This window comes from Fundidesulfovibrio agrisoli (genome assembly GCF_022808715.1).
In the GTDB taxonomy this organism is placed as follows: domain Bacteria; phylum Desulfobacterota; class Desulfovibrionia; order Desulfovibrionales; family Desulfovibrionaceae; genus Fundidesulfovibrio; species Fundidesulfovibrio agrisoli.
In genome coordinates, this window is the sequence record NZ_JAKZKX010000010.1 from 1 (window position 1) to 20,994 (window position 20,994).

Annotated in this window: 20 protein-coding genes; 9 read left to right on the forward strand and 11 right to left on the reverse strand. The window is 67.3% G+C overall.

Annotated features, from left to right (window positions below; genetic code table 11):
- Positions 1 to 156: 156 nt before the first annotated feature.
- Both MLE27_RS09065 and MLE27_RS09070 read left to right on the forward strand, forming a co-directional pair.
- On the forward strand, positions 157 to 498 hold the full coding sequence (locus MLE27_RS09065; protein WP_243311743.1) for a hypothetical protein: 342 nt from the start codon (positions 157 to 159) through the stop codon (positions 496 to 498).
- Between the two features lie 603 nt (positions 499 to 1,101).
- On the forward strand, positions 1,102 to 1,860 hold the full coding sequence (locus tag MLE27_RS09070; protein WP_243311744.1) for a helix-turn-helix transcriptional regulator: 759 nt from the start codon (positions 1,102 to 1,104) through the stop codon (positions 1,858 to 1,860).
- Here MLE27_RS09070 and MLE27_RS09075 read toward each other — a convergent pair.
- From MLE27_RS09075 to MLE27_RS09085, 3 genes are all read right to left on the reverse strand, one after another.
- Positions 1,831 to 2,142 (reverse strand): hypothetical protein, encoded by a 312-nt coding sequence (locus tag MLE27_RS09075; protein WP_243311745.1) that lies wholly within the window; start codon positions 2,140 to 2,142, stop codon positions 1,831 to 1,833. The two genes, MLE27_RS09070 and MLE27_RS09075, sit on opposite strands and share 30 nt — an antisense overlap.
- Positions 2,143 to 2,415: 273 nt before the next feature.
- A complete protein-coding gene (locus tag MLE27_RS09080) occupies positions 2,416 to 3,639 on the reverse strand; it encodes an aminotransferase-like domain-containing protein (protein ID WP_243311746.1) in 1,224 nt (407 codons plus the stop codon).
- A 91-nt stretch (positions 3,640 to 3,730) separates the two neighbouring features.
- Positions 3,731 to 5,410, reverse strand: a complete 1,680-nt coding sequence (locus MLE27_RS09085) for a putative transporter (protein ID WP_243311747.1) — start codon at positions 5,408 to 5,410, stop codon at positions 3,731 to 3,733.
- A 232-nt stretch (positions 5,411 to 5,642) separates the two neighbouring features.
- Between MLE27_RS09085 and MLE27_RS09090 the strand changes: the two genes are divergently transcribed.
- From MLE27_RS09090 to MLE27_RS09100, 3 genes are all read left to right on the forward strand, one after another.
- Positions 5,643 to 5,993 (forward strand): hypothetical protein, encoded by a 351-nt coding sequence (locus MLE27_RS09090; RefSeq protein ID WP_243311748.1) that lies wholly within the window; start codon positions 5,643 to 5,645, stop codon positions 5,991 to 5,993.
- 156 nt (positions 5,994 to 6,149) lie between these two features.
- The gene (locus MLE27_RS09095) at positions 6,150 to 6,512 is read left to right on the forward strand and encodes a response regulator (RefSeq protein WP_243311749.1); all 363 of its coding nucleotides are present in this window, start codon (positions 6,150 to 6,152) and stop codon (positions 6,510 to 6,512) included.
- 49 nt (positions 6,513 to 6,561) lie between these two features.
- Entirely contained in the window at positions 6,562 to 8,187 is a 1,626-nt protein-coding gene (locus MLE27_RS09100) for a chemotaxis protein CheA (protein ID WP_243311750.1), read from the forward strand.
- A gap of 20 nt (positions 8,188 to 8,207) precedes the next feature.
- Here MLE27_RS09100 and MLE27_RS09105 read toward each other — a convergent pair whose 3' ends face one another.
- The gene (locus tag MLE27_RS09105) at positions 8,208 to 9,227 is read right to left on the reverse strand and encodes a GGDEF domain-containing protein (protein WP_243311751.1); all 1,020 of its coding nucleotides are present in this window, start codon (positions 9,225 to 9,227) and stop codon (positions 8,208 to 8,210) included.
- Positions 9,224 to 9,841 (reverse strand): chemotaxis protein CheC, encoded by a 618-nt coding sequence (locus tag MLE27_RS09110; RefSeq protein ID WP_243311752.1) that lies wholly within the window; start codon positions 9,839 to 9,841, stop codon positions 9,224 to 9,226. The genes MLE27_RS09105 and MLE27_RS09110 overlap by 4 nt, the downstream gene beginning before the upstream one ends.
- A 252-nt stretch (positions 9,842 to 10,093) precedes the next feature.
- On the opposite strand from MLE27_RS09110, the gene MLE27_RS09115 reads away from it, so the two are divergent.
- The gene (locus MLE27_RS09115; protein WP_243311753.1) at positions 10,094 to 10,915 is read left to right on the forward strand and encodes an enoyl-CoA hydratase-related protein; all 822 of its coding nucleotides are present in this window, start codon (positions 10,094 to 10,096) and stop codon (positions 10,913 to 10,915) included.
- A 54-nt stretch (positions 10,916 to 10,969) separates the two neighbouring features.
- On the opposite strand, the gene MLE27_RS09120 is transcribed toward MLE27_RS09115, so the two are convergent.
- Genes MLE27_RS09120 through MLE27_RS09145 form a run of 6 tightly spaced genes read right to left on the reverse strand, consistent with a single transcriptional unit; the run spans position 10,970 to position 16,445 of the window.
- The gene (locus MLE27_RS09120; protein WP_243311754.1) at positions 10,970 to 11,719 is read right to left on the reverse strand and encodes a hypothetical protein; all 750 of its coding nucleotides are present in this window, start codon (positions 11,717 to 11,719) and stop codon (positions 10,970 to 10,972) included.
- A 7-nt stretch (positions 11,720 to 11,726) separates the two neighbouring features.
- Positions 11,727 to 12,704 (reverse strand): tol-pal system protein YbgF, encoded by a 978-nt coding sequence (gene ybgF / locus MLE27_RS09125; RefSeq protein WP_243311755.1) that lies wholly within the window; start codon positions 12,702 to 12,704, stop codon positions 11,727 to 11,729.
- A complete protein-coding gene (locus tag MLE27_RS09130) occupies positions 12,701 to 13,009 on the reverse strand; it encodes an MTH1187 family thiamine-binding protein (protein WP_243311756.1) in 309 nt (102 codons plus the stop codon). The genes ybgF and MLE27_RS09130 overlap by 4 nt, the downstream gene beginning before the upstream one ends.
- A complete protein-coding gene (locus MLE27_RS09135; RefSeq protein ID WP_243311757.1) occupies positions 13,006 to 15,165 on the reverse strand; it encodes a rhodanese-like domain-containing protein in 2,160 nt (719 codons plus the stop codon). Before MLE27_RS09135 ends, MLE27_RS09130 begins: the two co-directional genes overlap by 4 nt.
- Positions 15,162 to 15,824 carry a YeeE/YedE thiosulfate transporter family protein gene (locus MLE27_RS09140; RefSeq protein ID WP_243311758.1) on the reverse strand — a complete coding sequence of 221 codons (663 nt, stop codon included), beginning with the start codon at positions 15,822 to 15,824 and terminating at the stop codon, positions 15,162 to 15,164. The genes MLE27_RS09135 and MLE27_RS09140 overlap by 4 nt, the downstream gene beginning before the upstream one ends.
- A 3-nt stretch (positions 15,825 to 15,827) precedes the next feature.
- Complete coding sequence (locus tag MLE27_RS09145) at positions 15,828 to 16,445, reverse strand: rhodanese-like domain-containing protein (RefSeq protein ID WP_243311759.1); 618 nt, start codon at positions 16,443 to 16,445, stop codon at positions 15,828 to 15,830.
- 190 nt (positions 16,446 to 16,635) lie between these two features.
- Here MLE27_RS09145 and lepA point away from each other — a divergent pair, with 190 nt between their 5' ends.
- The 3 genes from lepA to MLE27_RS09160 are packed head-to-tail and all read left to right on the forward strand — an operon-like array spanning position 16,636 to position 20,634.
- Positions 16,636 to 18,438 carry a translation elongation factor 4 gene (lepA, locus tag MLE27_RS09150; RefSeq protein WP_243311760.1) on the forward strand — a complete coding sequence of 601 codons (1,803 nt, stop codon included), beginning with the start codon at positions 16,636 to 16,638 and terminating at the stop codon, positions 18,436 to 18,438.
- Between the two features lie 37 nt (positions 18,439 to 18,475).
- Entirely contained in the window at positions 18,476 to 19,078 is a 603-nt protein-coding gene (lepB, locus tag MLE27_RS09155) for a signal peptidase I (RefSeq protein ID WP_243311761.1), read from the forward strand.
- A 14-nt stretch (positions 19,079 to 19,092) separates the two neighbouring features.
- Positions 19,093 to 20,634 carry a YifB family Mg chelatase-like AAA ATPase gene (locus tag MLE27_RS09160; RefSeq protein WP_243311762.1) on the forward strand — a complete coding sequence of 514 codons (1,542 nt, stop codon included), beginning with the start codon at positions 19,093 to 19,095 and terminating at the stop codon, positions 20,632 to 20,634.
- The last annotated feature ends 360 nt before the right edge of the window (positions 20,635 to 20,994 follow it).

Sequence of the window (20,994 nt, forward strand, 5' to 3'; positions counted from 1 at the left end):
TCGGCTTGCTTCAGGATGCTCAGGATCTGACTGTCGGAGTAGCGGGACGTCTTCATGTAAAATCTCCTCGCCTGGGTTTACGAGAAAATTCTACTTTTCAGAACAACCTTTTATTGGGGGGATTACCAACACGGCAAGAGTGGCGGCCCTCGCCAGTTGAGCTTGTGGGGTGCGACGGCCAGGTCGGTCTCCAAGGCCGCCAAGGCCTTGGAAGAGCACTCCCTCAAAGAGGTCGCCGTACTTTGGACGCCCGCCGCGAAGAAGCTGGACTTGCCTGCCGTCCAGGAATTGGAAGCCAGGTGCCGGGCTCTGGCCGATTCGGTGACGAGCGGCGCTGCCGCCACCCACAGCACAATCAGAAACGCCGGGCTGACCCACCCGTCGGATGTGGCCGCCTACCTGACGCTCCGGGAGCTGGACGACAAGGGGCGGAGCGAAGTTCCGCAGCACAGGCTGCAGGTGATAGACTTCGGCGTGAAGGCCTTGGTCGGCAAGTAGAGGCAAAACCGAAGCCCTCGCTCGGGGCTTGCTTCTGGCTCTTCGTTGCGCGGGGCAGTAGAGCCAGTTGGCTGGACACCATGATCCATGTGGCCGGCCAATGTCTCGGCGCCCGTCGTCCCTGGAAACGCTTGAGGGTGGACTTCCGTCGCCGGAAGGGGCCTGTCAACGGGCGTCGGGGGCTTTCCTTGCCGAACGGACGCCTTGCGACATCACCAAGGCTGCCGAACCCTGTCCGGGGGCTTGCCGGAACGTCCGGCACGGGCGCGGTTTGCCCGCCCTCCTCGAAATTCGGGCATCATGTGTGCTATGCTACGCCGGCCCTGGTCCGGCGGTTGCGGCTATTGCTGCCATGCGGAACGTCACAGAGGCAATGCTGGGGGAAAAGACCGCGTCTGGACTGATTGCGACATGACTGGTGAACTTGACGCGGTATGTGTTTGCATATATTCAACTGCAAGAATTGTTGCGACAGCTGGCGGACGGTTGATGTCTGCATGGAATGCCTGCCAGGCCGAGTCAGTTTGATCGTAGATGGTAACGGCGCCTGCCGACGCACACGTTGCATTGGTAACAGGGTGTTTGACGTCAAAGGATCTTGGCATGCCGTATCCGTTGGATTTCCTGCCCGGGCACGAGGCGGCGTTTCTTCTGGAAGTCATTCAAAAGCTCATCACCATCGATTCCAAAGATGACTACATAGACCTTATCAAATCTCTCAATCATATCATTCCGTTTGATTACGCAACGTCGGGGCTGGTCACGCTGGACAGCGACGGCTGCGTCATCGGCTACGACCTGTTGAACATAAACTTCTCCGAGGACTGGATCACGTCCTATGCCGAACAGAAGATTTACAGCATCGACGTGACGGTTGCCGAAAACTTCAAATACTACAAGACGCAGTGCTGGCGGGAAACATACAAAAAGCACGACAATCCCAAGCGGCTCCTGTCGTTCGCGCACGACTTCAACCTGCTCAACGGCTATTCCTGCGGGGCCAAGGGGTTCGGGCTCTACAAAAAACCGAGCATGATCTCGTTCGTGTGGAATTTCGAAAAGAACAGCGCCCATATATCCGGGCTGATAGAATACCTTACGCCGTTCATCCACATCGCGCTCAGCAATGTGCTGTATGCGCAGGTGGCAGAGGCGGCAAACAATCTGTTGACCAGAAGGGAGAAGGAGGTTGTCTCCTGGCTCAAGGAAGGAAAAAGCTCGTGGGAGATGTCAGAGATATTGAACGTGAGCGAGGCGACCATCAATTACCACGTCAACAACATCATGAAGAAGCTTGATGCTGTCAACAGGACGCAAATTGTGGCGATTGCCCTACGAAACGGTATTGTCGAGCTTGACTGATTCGAGCGGCTTCAACTCAACGCGCGGGGAGCGGTCTGTGCTTGCTTTCCTGCCGCGTCCTTCCATCGCGCTGGTTGCGATGATGGCGGAAGTCTCTTTCTGAACCTGCCCGCTTGATCCGTTGCCGACGCGCTTGCTCGAGAGCAGGTGACGGATCGACTCGATCGTCCTGATCTCGATGATCTTCTGTTCAATGTCGAGTTTCTCCTTCGATACGAGGCTCCCGAGGTGGTACACCGCGCCGGCGATCAGCAGTACGAACAGGAAAACAAGAACATCCATTTTACGCGCTCTTTGTTGCTCAGTGCTCCGGGCCTTTCACAAGACGCCCGGCGGTTCGCCTCCGGCCGCTCGTGCCCTCTTGTGCGGCGAGGGAGGGGTGGCCCATTCTTTAGGAAAGCCGTGAGGAAGTGTCACCTAGCAGATTTTATAGGTGGCTCGGGGGGGGCGTTGCAGAGCCTTGGGGAGCGGACACCCGCATCCAGGGCGCTGGCGGCAAAACAAAAAGGCCGGGGCTTTCGCCCCGGCCTTTCGCGTTCCATCATGGCCGCCCGGCTAGATGTCCAGCCCGGCGTCGTTGGCGGGCGCGGCCGCGCCCTTGGAGGATTTGGCCAGCACCTCCTTGAGGCAGCGGCCCATGCGGGTGATGCCTTCCTCGATGCGCTCCGGCGTGGAGTTGGAGAAGTTGAGCCGGAAAGCGTTGTCCGTGCCGTCCACGTAGAAGGGGCGGCCGGGCACGAAGGCCACCTTGCTGGCGATGGCCTTGTTGAACACCTCTTCGGAGTCCACGTCCTTGGGGAGTTCGCCCCAGAGGAACATGCCGCCCTCGGGCTCGGTGAAGCGGACCTCCTCGGGGAATTCGCGTTTCATGGCCGCCACCATCACGTCGCGGCGTTCGCCGTAGGTCTTGCGGATCATGGCGATGTGGGCGTCGAGGTCGTTGGTCTCCAGGAAGCGGTGCAGCACGCGCTGGGCGAAGATGGAGGTGTGCAGGTCGGAGGCCTGCTTGGCCGTGACCAGCTTGTGCATCAGCTCGCTCCCCGTGGCGATCCAGCCGATGCGCATGCCGGGGCTGGCGATCTTGGAGAAAGAGCCCATCAGGGCCATGCGCTCGCCGTCCAGGAAGGCCCGCACGGGGGGCACGTCCTCGCCCTTGAAGCGCAGCTCGCCGTAGGGGTTGTCCTCCACGAGGATGGTGTCGCTGTTCTCCATCAGCCGGGCGACCTCGCGGCGGGTGTGCGCGTCGTAGGTGGCCCCGGAGGGGTTCTGGAAGCTGGGCACGGCGTAGAAGAGCTTGGGCCGGGCGCGCAGTTGTTCGGCCAGCTCCACCAGGTCGATGCCGTGGGGTCCGAGCGAGGCCGTGAGGAAGTTGGCCCCGTAGAGCGAGAAGGCCTGGATGGCGCCCAGGTAGCCCGGGCGCTCGATGAGCACGTCGTCGCCCACGTCGAGCATCACCTTGGCCATCAGGTCCAGCCCCTGCTGGGAGCCGGTGGTGATCAGGATGTTCTCAACCGGTACGTCCATGGACCACTTGTTCTTGTAGCGCTCCGAAATGAACTCCCGCAGCTGGGGGTAGCCTTCGGTGATGGAGTACTGCAGAGCCTGGGCGCCGCTGTCCTCCAATACTTCGGTGGCGGCGCGGGCGAAGGCCTTTGCCGGGAAGTGGTCGGGGCTGGGCAGGCCGCCCGCGAAGGAGATGATTTCGGGGTTCTGGGTGACCTTGAGGATCTCTCGGATGTAGGACCGGCGAACGCCGGCCATTCTGGCGCTGAACCGCACGATGGCCTCCGATGGTCGATTGGGTGCAAAGCTTGGACCCTAGCGGATTTGCCCTCCGCCCACAACCACGCAATGCTGAAACAGCCGCCCCTCAGAGGCCGGAGGCAAGCAGCAGCACCAGCAGTTGGCCCGCCAGGATGCGCAGGATCATCACCAGCGGATAGACCGTGGCGTACACCGCGGCCGGGGCGTCGCTGCCGAGCATCTGCCCGGCGAAGGCCAGGGCGGGCGGGTCGGTCATGCTGCCCGCGAAGAGCCCGCACATGGAGGCGTAGTTGCACTTGAGGAAGATGCGCCCGATGAGCCCGGCCACGAGCAGCGGGATGAAGGTGATGCAGGCCCCGGCGAACATCCAGTAGAGGCCGTCGCCGCTGGTCACGGCGCCGATGAAGCGGTCACCGGCCTTGAGCCCCACGCAGGCCAGGAACAGGCAGATGCCCACCTCCCGCAGGATCAGGTTGGCGCTGGCGGGCATGTACCAGACCATGCCCCCGAAGTGGTGCAGGCGCGACAGCAGGATGGATACCAAAAGCGGCCCGCCCGCCACGCCCAGCTTGATGCCCGAGGGCAGGCCCGGCAGGGCCACGGGGATGGCCCCCACCACCGTGCCCAGCAGGATGCCCAGGAAGATGGGCAGCACCTGGGGGTGCTCCAGCTCCTTGGCGGAGTTGCCGAGCACCGCCTCCACGGCGGCCAGCTGCTCAGGCTGGCCCACGCACTGCACCGTGTCGCCCATGTGCAGGGGCAGCTCCGGCCCGGGGGCCAGCTCCGTGCCCGCACGGGTGACGCGCGTCACGGTGACGCCGTAGCGCTGCGACAGGGCCAGCTCCGGCACGCTGCGGCCCAGCACCGCCTTGCGGGAGACCACGAAGCGCCCGATGGCCACCGGCCCGGGCACCTGGGGCAGGTCCGTTTCGGAGCGCGGCCCCACGAGCACCCGCAGCTTCTCCAGGTCGGCGGGGCGGCCAACGGCGTGCAGCAGCATCCCCGCGCGCAGCACCGTGCCGGGGGCGGCCGCGCTCACCTGCCCGGCGAGCATCGTGCGGGATATGGCCACGCCCATCTCCGCCAGGCCGGGAACGGAGCCGAGGGTCAGGCCCTCCAGATTGGGGTTGGCCACCTCCAGGGTCATGGTCGCAAGCGGCGGGGAGAGGGCCAGGGCCTGCTCCTGCATCTGGCGCAGCTCCTCGGCGGGGTCGATGCGGAACAGGGCGCGGATGAGCAGCATCACCAGGATGATGCCGAAAATGCCGAAGGGGTAGGCCACGGCGTAGCCCAGCCCGGCCTGGCCCACGGCCTGCTCGGCCAGTGCGGGCGACACCTCCTTGAAGGCCTGGGAGGCCGCCGCCAGGGAGGGCGTGTTGGTGGTGCCTCCGCTGAACAGGCCCACGGCGTAGGGCAGGGGGATGCCCCCGTAAACCGCGAAACAGACGGTGACGGCCACGCCCAGCAGCACGATCAGGGTGGCCACCGCGTTGAGCCGGAAGCCCCTGCGGCGCAGCGAGTCCGCGAAGCCCGGGCCCACCTGCATGCCGATGGAGTAGACGAAGAGGATCAGCCCGAATTCCCGGGCGTATTCCAGCACCTCGTGCTCAAGGGACAGGCCGAAGTGGCCCAGGGCCAACCCGCTGAACAGGACGCCGCCCACGCCCAGGCGGATGCCGCAGACGCGCACCTGGCCCAGGGCCAGGCCCAGCACCACGGCCAAACCGAGCACCACCACGGCCTGGGCCGCGCCGTGGGCGAGAAACAATTGGGTGAACCAGCTCATGGAGGCTCCGTCGGGAAGTCTGGGCCGGGGCGACCCGCCCCGCGCCTAGGCCGATGGTAGCCCACTTCACCCCGGAACAGGAAGAGAAACCGGACGCTTCCGGCGGCCGGGACAGGTCATGAGCTAAGCATGGACAAGCGGGCCGTTGACGCGCCCCAGCGCCGGGCGGTATGTTCAGAACATGCGCGGCGCCAGCCCAGGCGCGGCGCGCCACTCCAGGAGGCACGCCATCATGTGGCTATTCACCCGAGACGGATTCTTCTCCCTGGCGGTCACCCCGTTCTGCGAGCCCGGGGACGTGGCCGTGCGCGCCCGGCGGCGCGAGCACCTGGAGAACCTCATGGCCCGCCACGGCGTCCAGGCCGAGATCATGGTCTTCCCCGAGGCGGACTACCGCTACCGCATCCAGATCCCCAGGGCGCAGTGGGGCAAAATCATGCAGGCCGAGGGCGAAGGGCTGGACTACGAGTCCTTCAAGGACGCCATGGGCCCCACCGCCGACGACGCGGACTACATGCGGGCCATGTCCGCCACGCGCGCGGCCATCCGCAAGATCCAGATGCGGGCCCTGCCGCCGGAGTAGCCGCCAGCCCCGCACCTCGGCTGCCGCCCGGGCCGCCTCCGGGCGGCCGCGCTGGCCCGCACCCCGGCTGTCGCCTGGCCGCTTGCCGCCCGGGGGAATAGCCGCTACTGTCCGCCCACGTTTTTCAGGGGGCGGTTTCGCCCGAGGGTGTATCCAATGCCGCAGATTCTCATCGCAGACGACTCCATGTTCCAGCGTTTCGTGCTCTCCAAGCTCGTGAAGGATCTGGGCTGCGAGCCCCTCGAAGCCTCCAACGGCCAGGAATGCCTGGACATCGGGCTGGACTCCGCGCCGGACCTCATCGTCCTGGACCTGAACATGCCAGTGCGCAGCGGGCTGGAGGTCCTTGCGGAGTTCCGCAAGGCCGGGCGCACGGCTCCCACCCTGGTGGTCACGGCGGACATCCAGTCCACCACGCGCCAGCGTTGCGAGGAGCTGGGGGCGGCCCGGCTCCTGAACAAGCCCGTGGAGGAGCACGCCTTCCGCGAGGCCGTGCTCCAGCTGCTCGAATCGCGCTGAGCGCGGGCCTTACGTATCCTCTTTCAGGGGACGCCGGACCCGGGACGCCATGGACGAATCAGCGTTGTTCGAAATCTTCAGGCAGAGCAGCCTGCAGCAGTTCGCCCAGGCTGAAACGGCCCTGCTCGACCTTGAAGCGAGCCCCTCAGCCCCCGCGGGGCCTGCCCTCGAAGTCCTGTTCAGGGCCGTGCACACGGTCAAGGGCGACGCGGGGTCGCTCAAGCTCGCCAATCTCTCCCAGCTTTGCCACGGCGTAGAAACCGCCCTCTCCGGCCTGCGCGGCGAGGGGCGGACCCTCTCGGCCGAGGCCGTCACCAGCCTGCTCGCCGTTCTGGACGCCCTCAAGCAGGCCGTGGAGCTCGACCAGGCCCCGCAGGGGCGCCTGCCGCTGGAGGGGCTGCTCGCCAAACTGCTGGAGGACGTGGCCACCCATGCCCACGGGCAACCCGACCCGGCGGTGACGGCCGCCTGTGCGCCCGCCCTCCAGGAGGAGCCGCAGCCCCAGGAGCGCGGCGCCGGCGACTTCAGCGTGCAGGCCGAGCAGCTCGACCAGATGATCGGCCACGCCAACGAGATCATGCTGCTCCAGACCCGCCTGGCCGCCCTGGCCCAGCGCGACGGCCTGCACGAATACGCCGCCCTGGCCGAGGAGCTGGCCGGGCGCAACGCGGCCATGGGCCGCAGCGTCCTGGCCATGCGCATGATGCCCTTTTCGCGCGTGGTGCCCAAATACCGGCGCATCGTGCGCGACGTGAGCGTGCGCACGGGCAAGAGCGCGGAGCTGCGCGTCTCCGGCGAGTTGACGGAGCTGGACAAGACCGTGGTGGAGAAGCTCAACGTGCCCCTGGTGCACCTGCTGCGCAACGCCGTGGGGCACGGGCTGGAGACCCCGGAGCGGCGCGCCCGGGCGGGCAAACCGCCCATGGGCCTGGTGTCACTGGACGCCCGGCAGGAGGGCGGGGAGATCGTCATCACCGTCAGCGACGACGGCGCGGGTATCGACCCGCTCGCCGTGCTGGAGCGCGCCAAGGGCATGGGGCTTTCGCCCAGTGACCATGAGCCAACGCCCCACGAGGCTCTGGAGATGGTGTTTCTGCCGGGGCTCACCACCAGCGAAGACGTGGACGACATCTCGGGGCGCGGCGTGGGCCTGGACGCGGTGCGCGCCGCCCTGGCCGCGCTGGGCGGCTCCGTGTCCGTGGAGAGCGAACCGGGCCGGGGCGCGTGCTTCACCCTGCGCCTGCCCGTGGCCCTCACCCTCATGGAGTGCCTGCGCCTGAACGTGGCGGACCAGCACTATTTCCTGCCCCTGGAGTGCGTGCTGCACTGCCAGGAGGGCTCCGGCATGGAGCCGGGCGCCGAGGCGCACCTGGGCACCTTCACCCTGTTCGGGCGCAAATGCCCCTGCCTGGCCCTGGACGTGTATTTCGGCCAGCGGGAGCGCAGCGGGTCGCTCACCATGGTGGCCGCGCGCCAGGGCGGGGAGGTCTTCGGAATCTGTGTGGACGGCGTGCCCGGGCTCAGCCAGGTGATGGTCAAGCAGCTCGACCGGGCCTTGACGGCGGGAGGATGTTTCCTGGGGGCCGCGCTCAACGACGAGGGCGGCATGTCCCTCATCGTGGACCCGCGCCACGTCATGCGCCTGCTGCACCCGGTGGCTGAGCGGGCGGGCTGAGCGGGCGGGGCGCTTCGGGCTCAGGCCTGAAGCGGGGAGGGCTCCGGTTCGCCGGGGTCCACATGGACGCGGTTGCGCCCCCCGGCCTTGGCCGCGTAGAGGGCCTGGTCCGCCCGGTAGAGCAGGGCGTACATGTCCATGGTCTCCTGCAGGCTGGCCACGCCCAGGCTCACGGTGTAGCGCACCACGTCGCCGTTGTCCGTGATGTGCGTGCCCGCCTCCACCGTCTTTCTGATGCGTTCGGCCACCCTGGCCGCGTCCTGGCCGCAGGCGGCGGGCAGGATGATGAAGAATTCCTCGCCGCCCGTGCGGGCCAGCACGTCCGTGCCCCGAAGCCCCTGTGAAGCAGCCTCCGCGAAATTCCTGAGCACCTCGTCGCCCACCTGGTGGCCGAAGCGGTCGTTGATGGACTTGAACCGGTCCAGGTCCATGGCGACGAGCGCCAGGGGCTGCCCCGTCCTGCGGGAGCGGCGGATCTCGGCGTCCAGGCGGTCGAAGAAGGCCCGGCGGTTGTCCAGCCTGGTCAGGTGGTCCTTGGTGGCCAGCTCGATGAGCTTGGCCTCCATGGCCTTGCGGGCCTCTATCTCGGTTTCGAGCTCCCGGGTGATGCGCAGGTTGTCGCTCAGACGGGTGTGCAGCTCCGTGACGTCCTGCAGGGAGAGGATCACCCGCTCCACGCCGCCGTCGCCCCCCTTCACGCCGTAGGCCACCCCGTGCTGCAGGCGCAGGCCGCCGTCGGGCAGGGGGGAGGGGATCAGGTGGTTGTGCAGATGGTAGGAGAACACGGCCGGGGGCCCGCCCAGGAAAATGTCGTCCAGTCGGGGCAGCACGGTGCCGCGGGTCAGGTTGGGGAACACCTCCTGCACCTGGCGGCCGAGCACCTTGTCCCTGCGCAGGCCGGACCAGAACTCCAGGCAGGCGTTGAAGAAGCGGACGCGCATCCCCTGGTCGAGCACCAGGATGCCCAGGGGCAGGAAATCCATGTGGCGGAAGGCCGGCTCCTCGTCGATTTCCCCGGGGGCGCGAAGCAGTCCGTTCACGCCAGGGCCCCCCGCTGGATGATGGTGTCGATGGCGGTCAGGAGGGTCTCGAAGGTGGCCACCTGGAAGATGATGATGATCTCGCCCTCCACCACGCCGGATTCCAGGGCGAGGCGGGTCTTGATGAGGAGCACCATGTTCCGCTGGTCGATCTGGGGCGTGAACAGGCGGCGCAGGCTGATCTCCTGGTAGTCGGGGGGGAAGTAGTCCACCTGCAGGTTCAGCACGTTGACGATGGCGCCCATGACGCCGTTGAGCACGATGTTGCCCACTTCCTGGATGGTGCCCACGTAGAGCGAGTCCATGTCCATGGTGCTGGTGTCGAAATCGCCGCCCACGAGCTGGTTCACCAGCCAGTTGGCGCTGGATTTGGGGAAGAGCAGCCCGGCCCAGCCGCTGAAGCCGCCCTTGAAGCCCAGCCGCACCGAGGAGAGCGGGGTCTCGCCGCGCTGGGCCAGGAAGGCCTCGAAGGCCTGCGAGTCCCAGGCCAGGATCTCGGGGATGTCCAGCTGCACGTGGGCCTTGACCATCTGGTTGATCAGCCCGGCGGCCTTGCCGATGCCGATGTTGATCAACTCTCTGAGGACGTCGTGCTGGAGGGGGGTGAGATTCACTGGGCACTCCAAATTCCGGGGCTGGGCGCAAAGCTCTTTTGACGCCGGGGTTTGTAGAACTGTTGCCGGGCCGTTGCAACCCCACATTCGCCCCCGTGCCGGGTTTCTGCGTCGAAACGGATTGCTTCGCCTGCCGTAACACTACGGATTTTAAAAACTTCACTTCACGTCCGGCGTTGTTTGGGGCTATGGTGGGGCCGAAGGCCCGGGCACCCCGCCCTGGGAATAAGCTCAAGACCGCGGGAGCGAACCATGAAGACCCATGCGCGCCTCACCACCGACAACGAGCTGTTCACCTCCACCCTGGAAAACGGCGTGCTGGTCGTCAGGAAGAAGCGGCACATGCTGCACGTCGCCAAGGACATCGCCACCGTCTTCTCGTTCTACGAATACCTCGAGTCCATGCTGGCCAGCCGGGCCTTCAAGGCCCTGGTGGTCTTCGGCCATCCCGACGAGTCAGGCCAGCTGGCCCACGGCAAGTTCCTGTGCAAGGCGCTCTCCGCCTCGCGGGAGAAGGCCATGGACATGCTCATCAACGTGGTGAACAAGTTCATGCTCACCCTCTCGTCCCTCAACTGCATCACCGTTTACGCCGGGCGCGGCACCATGTCGCTGTTCAACCTGAACCTGGGCCTGGCCTACGACTACCGCCTGGTGGCCGACGACACGCTGATCGAGAACCCCAACGCGGCCCTGGGCATGGTGACCAAGGGCAGCGGCTACTTCATGCCGAGGCTGCTGGGGGTGCGCAAGGCGACCGAGGTGCTGCAGTGGAAGAGCTTCTCCGCCGAGGAGGCCCTGCAACTGGGGCTCATCGACCGCATCGTGCCGGCGGCCCGGCTGGAGCGGGAGACCATGGAGTTCGTGGCCCAGAACCTTGCGGGCTCGCCCTCCAACCTGCTGGCCATCCGCAAGCTGCTCAAGTGCGACCTGCAGGAGCTTGAGCGCTCCCTGCAACTGGAGGACCACCTCATCAAGGAGCGGCTGGAGTCCCCCGAGTTCAGGCAGGCCTTCGCCGAGCACTGCCGCAAGGCCTTCGGCTGCGACATGGAGGCCCTGCTGGCCCAGGAGTGATCGCGGGGGAAGGGATACGGGGCCGGATGAAGCGGGCAAGCTGGCGCGTCGCGCCTACTCCTCCTCCCCTTGCAGGCCCCGGAGCAGGCAGGGGAAATTGCCTTCGTACACGCGCCCGCCGGAGTGGGTGAAGCGGCTCATCACGTCGCCGTGGACCACGCCGCCGATGTCCGTCCAGCGCTTGCAGAAGGCGTAGTCCTCCGGGAGGTAGTCCCTGGTGTCGGGGTGGATCATGGTGTCGAAGAAGGCGTAGTTGTCGTACTGCTCGTCTTCGGAGTTGACGAAGCAGTTGTGGTAGAGAAGCTGCGGGTAGGCCCCGGCCATTTCCTCCAGCACGTGCCGCCTGATGAGCATGAACCCCGTGGAGCCGTACTCCAGGGGGATCAGCCCGTGGTCGTCCACGGGGAAACCCTTCCTGAACTTCACGGTGTAGCGCAGGGCCGCGGCCTCGGCCTCCAGGTCGCTCATGTCCGGTGGCATGCGGCGCAGCTTGGCGATGTCCAGGTGCTTCACCGGGTAGATGCCGCAGATCACGTCCTTGTCAGCCTCCAGGTAGCGCAGCACGGTCTGGGCCTCGAAGCCTATGTCGGCGTCGATGAACAGCAGGTGGGTGTACTCCTCCTGGCGCAGGAAGGCGTTGGCGATGGTGTTGCGGGCCCGGGTGATGAGGCTCTCGTAGGAGGGCGTCTCGAACCCCACGCGCACGCCGTGGGCGCTGAGCGCGTCCAGGGTCTCAAGCACCGAGCGCATGTAGGCGATGGTCACGGTGCCGTCGTAGCTGGGCGTGCCGATCAGGAGCTGCACGGCGGGCCTACTTGATCTCGCGCAGCTGGATCTGGGCGCTGCGGGCCTCCGGGCTGTTGGGATAGCGCTTGACCACGTCCTGGAAGAGGATCTTGGCCGCCGGGTTCTTGTTGAGCTTTCTGAAGGCCAGGCCCTGCTTGAGCATGGCCGCCGGGACCATGTTGCTGTTCGGGTACTTCTGGATCAGATCCTGGCAGAGCAGGGCCGAGCGGGCGAAGTCGCCCTGCTGGAAGTTGATCTCGGCCTGCCAGAACAGCGCCCCCGGGGCCTGCCTGGAGTTGGGGTAGCTCTTGAGCAGCTCGGAATAGAGGCTGTTGGCCCGATCGTAGTCGCGCTGGTTGAAGCTCTCCATGGCCATGTTGTAGACGGCCTCGGCCGGGTCCGTGGTGCTGGGTTCCTGGTAGCGGCCCGGGGCGGAGGCCTGCTGAGAGCGGCCGGAAACGGGCGGCAGGTTGGGGGGCCTGTCCTCGTCGTCGGGGTCGTAGGCCGGGGAGCCGGAACTGTAGCCCTGGTTGCCGGACGGGGCGACGTAGCCGCCCTGGTAGGCGTCGGGATACCTGCCGCCGGAGGGAACCCCGGAAGGCCCTCCCTGGTACGCGCCAGAAGGTCCGCCCTGATACGCGCCTGAAGGCGGCGTCGAGGAGGGGCCGGAAGGATAGCCGGAAGCGGGATAGCCCCCCTGGGGCGGGGCGGACGGGGCGCGCGCGCCCGTATCCACGCCCAGGGTGGCGGCGATGCGCGCCACGGTCTCCTCCAGGCGGGAGACGCGGGCGTTCAGGTCCTGCAGGGAGTTGGCGTCGCCCCGGTCGCCCAGGCGGCCCTCCAACTCCTCCAGGCGCATCCTGGTTTCCTGTTGTTTGGACTTGATGGCGTTTATGTCGGCGGCGGCGTTGGCCTGGGCCATCTGCTGGTCGTCCACGGACCGCGCCGGGGCGCAGGCGGCCAGGGCGCACAGCAGCAGGACGGCGGGAATGCTCCGGTTCATGTGTCGCTCCGCAAGTGGGTTGCGACGGCCTCGGTCTTGGATGCGAGGCCGCCTTGGCGGCCTTTGCGCCAATCGGCCTTGATCGTCAAATAAATCCTTTCGTGTCCGTTCTGCCTGAGGGCCTCGAAGCAGCGGTTCACCACGCTCATGACCTCCTCGAACTCACCCTCGATGCACGTGCCCATGGGGCCGAGCTGGTAGGGCAGCCCGGAGTCCCGGATGACGGCCACGGCCTTGGCCACGGCCGGGGAGAGGCCCCCGGCCTGGCCCATGGGGAAGATGGAGAGCTCCGCGATGACGCTCACTGCTTTTTCTCCTGGCCCTGGCTCTGGGCAGGAGCCTGATGCTCCTGGACCTGCTGCGGGCTGGCGGTCTGGGGCTTGGGCGAGCTCACTGCGGGCCATTCCGGCCTGGCGGACCACTCGGTCCAGCCCGCGTCGTAGTACTTCACGTTGGTGTAGCCCAGCAGGCGCGTGAGCACCCACCAGGTCTGGGAGGCCTGGTGCCCGGTGCGGCAGTGCACGATCACGGCCTGGTCCTTGGAGGGGATGATGGCCGCGTAGGCCTTCTCCAGCTCCTCCCGGGGCTTGATGACGGTGGCCTCGCCGGACTTGGCCTGATCCTCGGTGAAGGGGCGGTTGATGGCGCCGGGGATGTGCCCGGGCCGGGCCTCGTCGCTCTTGGCGCCGGAGAAGTAGTCGGCCGGGCGCACGTCCAGGATGATGGTCTTGCCGCCGGCCATGGCCGCCTGCACCTCGCGCCCGGTGACGGTGAAGCCGTCGGGGCCGTCGGGGGCGTGGGGGCGGATTGCGGCGGCCGCCGGGAGCTGGGTGTCCTTCGGGAGCCCTGCGGCGTTCCAGGCCTTCATCCCGCCCTGCAGGATGACGTAGCGCTTGTGTCCCAGGCGCTCCAGGGCCATGGCCACCAGGGTGGCGTCGATGGGGGCCTCGCCGCTGACGATGGCCACCAGGTCGCGCGCCCCGATGCCCATCTGCGCGAAGTGCTGGGCCAGCATGGGCGCGGGCAGCAGCATGGAGGGCAGCCCGGCCAGGTTGCCGCGCAGGCTCTCCACGTTGAGCGAGAAGCTGCCCGGAATGTGCCCGCCGTTGTACTGGGGCTGGGGCCGCAGGTCGATGACCTTGAGCCCGGGCTTGCCCAGGTTGGCCGCCAGCCAGGCGGGCTCCACCAGGGCGGGCAGGGCCGAGGGGGCCTGGAGCACGCCTGCCGTGGCGGTTCCGGCGGGAGCCGCAAGCTCGGCGGGCAGGAAGAAGCCCCTGGCCTCGGCGATGGCCTTGGCCTGCTCGGCGCTCATCGGGGCCTCGCGCAGGCTGGCGGGCTTGAGCACGCGCTCGAAGAAGCCGCGCAGCCCGTCGGTGAGCATGTACACGTTGGTGAAGCCAAGGCGCGCCAGCGAGTCGCGGGCCTGGGCAGGGTGGGTCATCCCGTTGGAGTAGAGCACGATGATCCCGTGGCCGCGCTTGGAGGCCAGCTCCTCGGGGAGCTGCTGCACGGGGATGTTCACAGCGCCCTTGAGGTGGAAGGCGTCGAACTCCGCCTTGGAGCGGATGTCCACCAGGGTCAGGGCCTTGTCGCCGCTCATGATGCGCCGCGCCAGCTCCTCGGGTTCGATGTGGTCCTTGCCGGTGGCCATGGCCGCCAGCATCTGGGCCTCGGGCGAGGCGGCCTGGCCGTTCATGCTCTGGGCCTGACCCTGGGCCTGGGTAGCCGCGGCGGGCGCGGGCTGCGCGGGCGCGCGCGAGGCCGTGAGCGCCTGGCCCGGTGCCAGATTGAGCCTTGGGAGGTTCAGGGCCACCACGGCGGCCAGGCAGAGCAGGATGCTGAACACGGCCAGGAACACGCGGCTCACGCCGGGACGGGCGATGGCCGGGCCGCGCTCGATGACCTCGCTGATCCAGAACATGACCACCGCGCCCACGGTCAGGGCCAGCACAAGCTGGTCGCGGGTGATGTCCAGCGACTGATGCAGGAAGACCACCCCGCGCGAGCCGTAGCCCGCCAGGGGGGCCACCCAGGGGTAGGCCTCGTTGTAGCCGATGGAGCCCAGCACGATGCCCGCCAGGAACACCAGGGCGTCCATCCTGCCGGAGCCCAGGCCCACGGCGGCCGTGCCCGGGCACCATCCGCCCATGGCGAAGCCCAGGCCGAACAGCGCGCCCCCGGCGGCGTGCGCCCCGAGGATGGTGGGCATGAGGAAGAGGTCGTCCTGGGCCACGATGCCCAGCTTCTGCGCGGCCACCAGGCCCAGCGCGGCGGTGACCAGGGCCGAGAACATGACCTTCACCACTGACATGTCCGTGAAGTAGAACACCCCGGCCAGCCTGCGGGAGCTGCCGAACCCGGCCTTCTCCAGGCACAGGCCGAAACAGAAGCCGATGGCCAGGGCGGCGGCGAAGCCCAGGGGGGCATTGAGCTGCCCGGTGGAGTAGAGGGTGGCGATCATGTCCACTGCCTCCTGAAGATCCAGGCCGTCAGGTAGCCCGTGGCGAACAGGCAGCCCATGAACAGGAAGCTGCCCGTGAGCAGCACGGCCCCGCCGGAGAGGCCCTGCCCGGAGGTGCAGCCCTGGGCCAGGCGCGAGGCGAAGCCCGCGATAACGCCGCCGATCAGGGCCAGGGCCAGGCGGCGGACGCGCGAGGCCGTGGGGCCGCGCTCGATCATCAGGCGCATCCGCCCGCCCGAGGCGGCGGAGACCAGCCCGCCCGCGAACACGCCCGCGAGCATGAACACCAGATAGTAGGAGAGCGGGTTGGGGAACCAGGGCCCGAAGTAGGCCGAAGCCTCGGCGCGCGCGGGCAGCAGGGCGTGCTCAAGCACGGCCCCCAGGCGGGCCAGGGCTCCGGAGGCCCCGAGCCCCGCGCCCAGGATCAGGTACGAGGTCATCAGGGTCAGGCCCAGCAGCACGCCCGCCAGGTAGGGGTTCATGGGGGCCTTGTCCTGCGGGGGGGCGACCTGGAGCCGGGGGGCCGCAGGGCGGGGCGTCTCGGGCTGCTGTTCGGGCGCCACCTGCTCAGGCTGCCGCTCGGGCGCGGCCTGCTCCGCAGGGGCGGCCTGGGCCTCGGCCTGCGGGGAAACGTCTTTTTCTTTATCGGTATCGCTCATGGTCTAGCATCCTGCGCTTTTGGAGGCCGGAGGTTGGGGAGTGTCGCCGGGCTGGCCCGGGGCGGCCGGTGCCGGTGCCGGAACTGGGGCCGGGGGCGCGGGCTGCGCGGGAGGAGCCTGCTTGGCGGGGGCTGCCGGGGCCGGGGATGCAGCAGGGGTCGCAGCGGGGGCGGGAGCGGAAGACGGGGCCGCCTGGTTCAGGGGCACCTCCTTCACGGCCAGGCCGACCTCGCGGGCCTCCCACCAGCCCGCCATGCCGCCGCGCAGCACCAGCACGGGGCGCGCGGTCTTCTGGGCCAGGGCTCCGGCCAGGGCCATGGCCGTGGTGCCGTCCTTGTCCACCAGGAGCAGCGGGCCCGCGGCGGAGAGGAAGCTCTCGTCGCCGAGCACGGCCGAGGCCTCGATGTTCATGCTGCCGGGCAGGGCGTAGTCGGCGAATTCGCCCTGGGGGCGTATGTCCACGATTTCGAGCCCGGCGGGGGGCTTGGCGAGCATGGCCGCCACTTCGTCAGGCGCGGCGGCGCGGGGCAGGTCCTGCTCCTTGGCCAGGGCCGGGGCGGAGGCCAGAGGGGCGAGCCCCAGCGCGGCCGCCAGGACCAGCGGCAAAAGCGGGCGTTTCATGGGTGTTCTCCTTGGCGCATTGGTACCACCGTGCCGTTTTTTTGCAACCTGGGCGGCCCGGCATGCGGCGCGGGCCGGGGGGAAAGCCCCTTTTGGGCGCGACAGGCGTGCCGGATTGTGCGAAGCTCCAATTGACCTTCCCCCCGCCATCTTTTAGAGGGCGTTTGCACATACGCCAACAGGTGAGTTCATGGTAGACAAGTCGCGCATAAGAAATTTCAGCATCATCGCACACATCGACCACGGGAAGTCCACCCTGGCCGACCGCATCCTGGAGGTCACCAAGGTGATCACCCAGAGGGAGATGCGCGAGCAATATCTGGACAAGATGGATCTCGAGCGCGAGCGCGGCATCACCATCAAGGCGCAGACGGTGCGCATCCCCTACCGCGACCCCGAACACGGGGACTTCGTGCTCAACCTCATCGACACTCCGGGCCACGTGGACTTCTCCTACGAGGTCTCGCGCTCCCTGGCCGCCTGCGAGGGCGCGCTGCTGGTGGTGGACGCCACCCAGGGCGTGGAGGCCCAGACCCTGGCCAACGTCTTCCTGGCCCTGGACAACGACCTGGAGATCATCCCGGTCCTGAACAAGATCGACCTGCCCTCCGCCGACGCGGACCGCGTGAAGTCCGAAATCGAGGAGGCCATCGGCCTCGACGCCAAGGACGCCGTGGCCGTCTCCGCCAAGACCGGGCTCCACGTGGACCAGGTGCTCAAGGCCATCGTGGAGCGCCTCCCCGCGCCCAAGGGCGAGGTGGACGCGCCCTTGCAGGCCCTGATCTTCGACTCCTGGTACGACGCCTACCAGGGCGTGGTGGTGCTCTTCCGGGTCATGGAAGGCTCCCTCAAGGTGGGCCAGAAGATCAAGATGTTCTCCACCGGCGCGGTGTTCGAGGTGCTGCGCCTGGGCGTGTTCTCCCCCGGCCCCGTGGACGTGGCCGAGTTCGGCCCCGGCGAGGTCGGCTTCATGAGCGGTTCCATCAAGAACCTGCAGGAAGCCCGCGTGGGCGACACCATCACCCTGGCGGAGAACCCCTGCGCCGCGCCGCTGCCCGGCTTCAAGGAAGTGAAGCCCATGGTCTTCTGCGGGCTCTACCCCGTGGACGCGGGCGACTACGAGCAGCTCAAGAACGCCCTGGAGAAGCTCCAGCTCAACGACGCGGCCCTGACCTACGAGCCAGAGACCTCGCAGGCCCTGGGCTTCGGCTACCGCTGCGGCTTCCTGGGCCTTCTGCACATGGAGATCGTGCAGGAGCGCCTGGAGCGCGAGTTCCAGGTGGAGCTCATCGCCACGGCCCCCTCGGTCATCTACAAGGTGGAGCGCACCGACGGCACCGTGATCTCCATCGACAACCCCTCCAAGCTGCCCAAGACGCAGGAGACGGCCACCCTCTACGAGCCCTACGCCCGGGTGGAGATCCACGTTCCCAACGAGTACGTGGGCAACGTCTTCAAGCTCTGCGAGGAAAAGCGCGGCATCCAGAAGGACATCCGCTACCTCACGGCCACCAGGGTCATCATCACCTACGAGCTGCCCTTCGCCGAGATCGTCTACGACTTCTTCGACCGCCTCAAGTCCGGCACGCGCGGCTACGCCTCGCTGGATTACGAGCTCATCGACTACCGCGCCTCCGACCTGGTGAAGCTCGACATCCTGATCAACGGCGACCCCGTGGACGCCCTGGCCGTGATCGTGCACCGCGAGAAGGCCTACTACCTGGGCCGCGACGTGGCGCTCAAGCTCAAGAAGGTCATCCCGCGCCAGATGTTCGAGGTGGTGATCCAGGCGGCCATCGGGGCCAAGATCATCGCCCGCGAGCGCATCGCGCCCCTGCGCAAGGACGTCATCGCCAAGTGCTACGGCGGCGACATCACCCGTAAGCGCAAGCTCCTGGAAAAACAGAAGGAAGGCAAGCGCCGCATGAAGCGCATGGGCAACGTGGAGTTGCCCCAGGAGGCATTCCTGGCCGCCCTCAAGGCCGGGGACTAGCCCCCGCATCAGAAGCCAAACAAAAGGACGCTACCGAATGAATCCCCGTTGGCAGAAAGTGCTCAAGGAATACGTCGAAGCCCTGGCCGTGGCCCTGGTGCTGGCCCTGTTCATCCGCACCTTCGTTGTCCAGGCGTTCAAGATACCTTCCGAATCCATGGTGAACACCCTGCTGGTGGGCGACCACCTGCTGGTGAGCAAGTTCGCCTACGGCATCAAGCTGCCCTTCGTGGACAAGCCCGTCATCGACACGGGCAACCCGGACCGCGGGGACGTGATCGTGTTCGAGTACCCCAAGAACCGCGAGCTGGACTACATCAAGCGCATCATCGGCCTGCCCGGCGACGTGATCGAGCTCAAGAACAACGTGGTCTACCGCAACGGCCAGGCCCTGGACGAGCCCTACAAGCGCCTGGACGCCACGCCCATGGGCGGGGGCATCAAGGCCAACTACGGCCCCATCACCGTCCCGGCGGACCAGTACTTCGTCATGGGCGACAACCGCGACCACTCCGAGGACTCCCGCTACTGGGGCTTCGTGCCCCGCGAGTACATCCGGGGCAAGGCCTGGGTGATCTACTGGTCCTGGGGCGGTGGCGCCGAGATCCGCTGGGACCGCATCGGCAAGACGATCCACTAAACTTAGGAGGCGCGGTGGCGCTGTCTCGGGTGCTTTCCGCCGCCCTGGCGGGGGTGGAGGCCCACACCATCGTCCTGGAGTGCGACCTGGCCCGCCAGGGCATGCCGTCCTTCACCATGGTGGGGCTGGCCGAAGGCGCCGTGCGCGAGAGCAAGGAGCGCGTGTTCGCCGCGCTCAAGAACCGGGGCTTCAAGCTGCCGCCCTCGCGCATCACCGTGAACCTGGCGCCCGCCGACATCCGCAAGGAGGGCAGCGCCTACGACCTGCCCTTGGCCTTGGCCCTGCTTTCCGCCGCCGAAATCCTTCCCGCATCGACCCTCACCGGCTACTTCCTGGCTGGGGAGCTCTCCCTCACCGGCGAACTCAAGCCCGTCTCGGGCATCCTGCCCCTGGCCATCCGCGCCCGGCAGGAGGGCGCGCGCGGCCTGCTGCTGCCCGCGGAGAACGCCCAGGAGGCCAGCGTGGTCAAGGGGCTGGACGTTTTCGCCATCTCCAGCCTGGACGAGGCCGTGCGCTTCCTGGCCGGGGAGCAGAGCCTCGCCCCCGTGGCCTTCGACGACTCCGTGCTGGCCCCGCCCGCCGAGGCATTCCCCCTGGACTTCGCCGAGGTCAAGGGCCAGGAGCACGCCAAGCGCGCCATCGAGATAGCCGCCGCCGGGGGCCACAACCTGCTGTTCATGGGGCCGCCGGGCTCGGGCAAGACCATGCTGGCCAAGCGCATCCCCACGGTGCTGCCGCCGCTGACCTTCGACGAGGCCCTGGAGGTCACGCGGGTCTATTCCGTGGCCGGGGAGCTGGCCCGGGGCGGCAGGCTCATCACCACGCGGCCCTTCCGCTCGCCGCACCACACCATCTCGGACGCCGGGCTCATCGGCGGGGGCGGGGTGCCCCGGCCCGGGGAGGTCTCCCTGGCGCACCGGGGCGTATTGTTCCTGGACGAACTGCCCGAGTTCAAGAAGAGCGTGCTGGAGGTGCTGCGCCAGCCCATCGAGGACGGCCGCGTGACCATCGCCCGCGCCGCCGTGAGCCTGACCTACCCGGCGGACTTCATGCTGGTTGCGGCCATGAACCCCTGCCCCTGCGGCTACCACGGCGACGAGCGCCACCCCTGCACCTGCACCGGCGCGAAAGTGCGGGCCTACCGCTCGCGCCTCTCCGGGCCGCTGCTTGACCGCATCGACCTCCAGGTGGAGGTGCCCGCCGTGCCCTACAAGGACTTGAAGGCCGACTCCGGCCGGGTGGACTCCGCCACCATGCGCCAACGGGTGCTGGCGGCCAGGGACGTGCAGGCCACGCGCTTCGCCGGAACCAGAATACTCACCAACAGCCAGCTCTCGGGCAAGGCCCTGGGAACCTTCTGCCCCATCGGGGAGGAGGGACACCGCTTCCTGGAGATGGCCAACTCCCGCCTTGGGCTCTCCGCCCGGGCCCATACGCGCATCCTGCGCCTGGGCCGCACAATAGCCGACCTGGACTCCAGCGCGGACATCCGCGTGGAGCACCTGGCCGAAGCCATCAATTACCGGAATCTGGACAGGGGCGCGGGCGCGTCCTGAGGCTGGGCATTGCCCGGAGCCGGTTGCCTCGGCTTGTTGACCATCAAGAGCGTACGCAATCAAGAAGGTTGCATATCGCAGCGTTTATACTTGCCTCACTATAACCGGTTTGGTATTCGTTCATTATCGCGGGCAGGCGGCGCATAAGCACGCTCCCGTGGGTTCATGGAGGCAGGTATGCCGAGCGAGGAACTGGACAGAACCAAATGGCCCCTGATGTCGCGAATATTCTATGAGATTGGAATTATCGCGGTGGGATTCGTGATTTCTGCGGTGCTTATATGGATTATTAATCGGATGCTGGGACTGTAGCGAGGGAGACATGGAAAACGGGAAAATGGATCGCGTGCAGAATCTGAT